This window comes from Bradyrhizobium lablabi, assembly GCF_001440475.1.
Taxonomy (GTDB): domain Bacteria; phylum Pseudomonadota; class Alphaproteobacteria; order Rhizobiales; family Xanthobacteraceae; genus Bradyrhizobium; species Bradyrhizobium lablabi.
This window is the reverse complement of sequence record NZ_LLYB01000013.1, coordinates 1-2,817: the sequence shown is the minus strand read 5'-3', so window position 1 is coordinate 2,817 and position 2,817 is coordinate 1. Positions and strand designations below refer to the sequence as shown.

The following is a 2,817-nucleotide window of genomic DNA, read 5'->3' as shown; positions in this document are numbered from 1 at the left end:
GATTTCGAGAACGCGATCGACGTCGAGGACGACCATGAGCTGGCCGTCGAGGCGATGAACGCCGCCGGCGAGCTTGGCGAAGCGCACGTCGAGGTTGACAGGGTTTTCCTCGCGGCCGTTGTCGGGCAGGCGCAGCACCTCGCCGATCTGGTCGATCAGCAGGCCGTAGGACTCGCCGCGCAGGTCGACGCCGACCGCCATCGGCGGCTTGCCGTCGTCGTTCTTTGGCAGCCCGAGCCGGGCGCGCATGTCGACCACGGTGACGATGCGGCCGCGCAGGTTGAGCACCCCGGCGATCTCGGCGGAGGCCAGCGGCACCCGCGTCAGCCGCTCCGGCATGAACACGTCCTGGACGCGGGAGATCGGCAGGCCGAACAATTGTCCCCCGATCACGGCGGTGACGTATTCGGCCACGGTGCCCTCGATGGTGTCGGTCTTGGTTGTTGTCATGTGCTTAGTTCCTTAGGCCGCGCGCCTGTCTTCGGCAGTCTGTTCCTTCAGCGCCGCGATCAGGCCGGGACGGTCGAACTTGGCGACGTAATCGTGGAAGCCGGCCTGCCGTCCGCGCTCGATCGCCGCCGGCGACACCAGCGAGGACAGCGCGATGATCGGCATCGTGCTCAGATTGTGGTCGGCGCGGATGGTCTCGGCGAACTCGAAGCCGTTCATGTCGGGCATCTCGATATCGGTCAGCACCACGTCGAAGGCCTGGTTCGAGCGCAGCGCGGCGAGACCTTCCTGCGCGTTGACCGCCGTCCGCACCTTGTATCCGGCGGCTTTGAGCACCGGCGCCAGCATGTTGCGGAAAAACGCGCTGTCGTCGACCAGCAGCACCGATTGGGCCGTTGAAGAAGCCCGCATCTCCTTGCGCGCGAACCAGTCGGCGAACGCCATCGGCAGGAAGTGGCCGACGTCGATCACCTCGGTGGCCTGGCCCTTGATCACGGCGGAGCCGAGGATGCCGTCGGCCTGGCCGGCGACCTCGATGTGCAGCCGCTCCTCGACGATGTCGATGATCTCGTCGACGACGAGCCCCATCGAGCGGCCGTCGTCGGCGAACACCAGGATCGGCTGCGTGCCCGTGGTCTGGATCGAGACCCCGGTGATTTGCACCAGCGGCATCAGCTGCTCGCGGTACTGCACCATGTGGCGACCGTTCGAGAGCTCGATCTTGTCGGCGGCGATCTCTTCCAGCCGGGTGACGAGGCCGAGCGGCACCGCCTTGGGCTGCGAGGAGCCGGCGCGGAACACCAAGAGCGACGTCAGCTGTTCGCCGCCGATCGCATGCGCGGCGGAAGCTTCATCGGCCATCTCATGGGCCGAGGAGCCGGAGGCGCCGAGCGCCTTGGCAATGCCGTTGGGGTCGATGATCATGATCACGGCGCCATCGCCCAGGATGGTGTTGCCGGAGAACATGTCGATGTGCCGCAGTTTGGTGGACATCGGCTTGACCACGATTTCTTCGGTGTGGAACACGCCGTCGACCACGATGCCAAAGGTCTGGCTGCCGACCTGCGTCACCACGATGAAGCCGTTCTCGGGATCGGACGAGGAACCGTCATCGATCTTCAAAAGCTTCTTCAGGTGCATCAGCGGCAGCAGCTTGTTGCGCAGGCGCAAGACCGCGGTGTCCTTGATGCGCTCGATGCGGTGCTCGGAGTTGGCGCGGGCCCGCACCAGTTCGACCACCGAGAGCTGCGGGATCGCAAAGCGGTCGCCGCCGGCTTCCACGATCAGGGCCGAGACGATCGCCAAGGTCAGCGGGATCTTGATGGTGACGGAAGAGCCCTCGCCGGCGACCGACTTGATGTCGATGGTGCCGCCGATCTGGTCGATATTGGTGCGCACCACGTCCATGCCGACGCCGCGGCCGGAGACCGAGGTGACGGTGGCAGCCGTGGAGAAGCCCGGCGCGAAGATGAACTTGTGGATCTGGGCTTCGGTCATCTTCTCCAGTTCGGTCTCGGTGACGAGACCGTTTTGGAGCGCCTTGGCCTTGATCCGCTCGGTGTTCAGCCCGCGGCCGTTATCAGCGATGCAGATGATGATGTGGCCGCCCTCGTGATAGGCGGAGAGCCGGATGGTGCCCTGCTCGCCCTTGCCAGAGGCCACGCGCTCGGCCGGGGTCTCCAGACCATGGTCGGCGGAGTTGCGCACCATGTGCGTCAACGGATCCTTGATCAGGTCGAGCACCTGGCGGTCGAGCTCGGTGTCGGCGCCGTGCATCTCCAGTTCGATCTGCTTGCCGAGTTCGCCGGAGAGGTCGCGGACGATGCGCGGCAGCTTCTGCCAGGCATTGCCGATCGGCTGCATCCGCGTCTTCATGACGCCTTCCTGCAGCTCGGCGGTGACGTTGGAGAGCCGCTGCAGCGGCACCTTGAACTCGGTGTCCTCGTTGCGGCGGGAGATTTCCAGGAGCTGGTTGCGGGTCAACACCAGCTCGGAGACCATGGTCATCAGATGTTCGAGCGTGTCGACGTTGACGCGGATCGACTGGTTGGCGATCTTGTCGGCGACCTCGCCATCGGCCTCGACCGCGGCGGCGCGCTTGACCGGCTTGGCCTTCTCCTTCGCAGCTTCCTTGACGGCTTCCGGTGCGGGCGCGGCCTTGACGACCGGCGCAGCCTTGGCGACCGGCGCAGCCTTGGCGACGGGGGCCGGCGCTGCTGCCACTTCGGTCTCGGTCTCGCGGAAGGCGCGCTCGAGATCATCGAGCGAGACTTCGCCCGGACGCAACGGGCGCTCCAGCACCTGCTCGACCAGCGTGCCCTTGGTCATCGCGGGCGGCGCCGGCGGCGCAACGGGAGCCGGCGCGGG

At 66.3% G+C, this 2,817-nt stretch carries 2 protein-coding genes; both read right to left on the bottom strand.

What is annotated here, in order from left to right; translation table 11 throughout:
• Window positions 1–450: chemotaxis protein CheW (locus CQ14_RS00095; protein ID WP_057855936.1), on the bottom strand; the 450-nt coding region annotated here is incomplete at its 3' end.
• A 12-nt stretch (window positions 451–462) separates the two neighbouring features.
• A partial coding sequence (locus CQ14_RS00090) for a hybrid sensor histidine kinase/response regulator (RefSeq protein ID WP_057855935.1) occupies window positions 463–2,817 on the bottom strand: 2,355 nt, incomplete at its 5' end.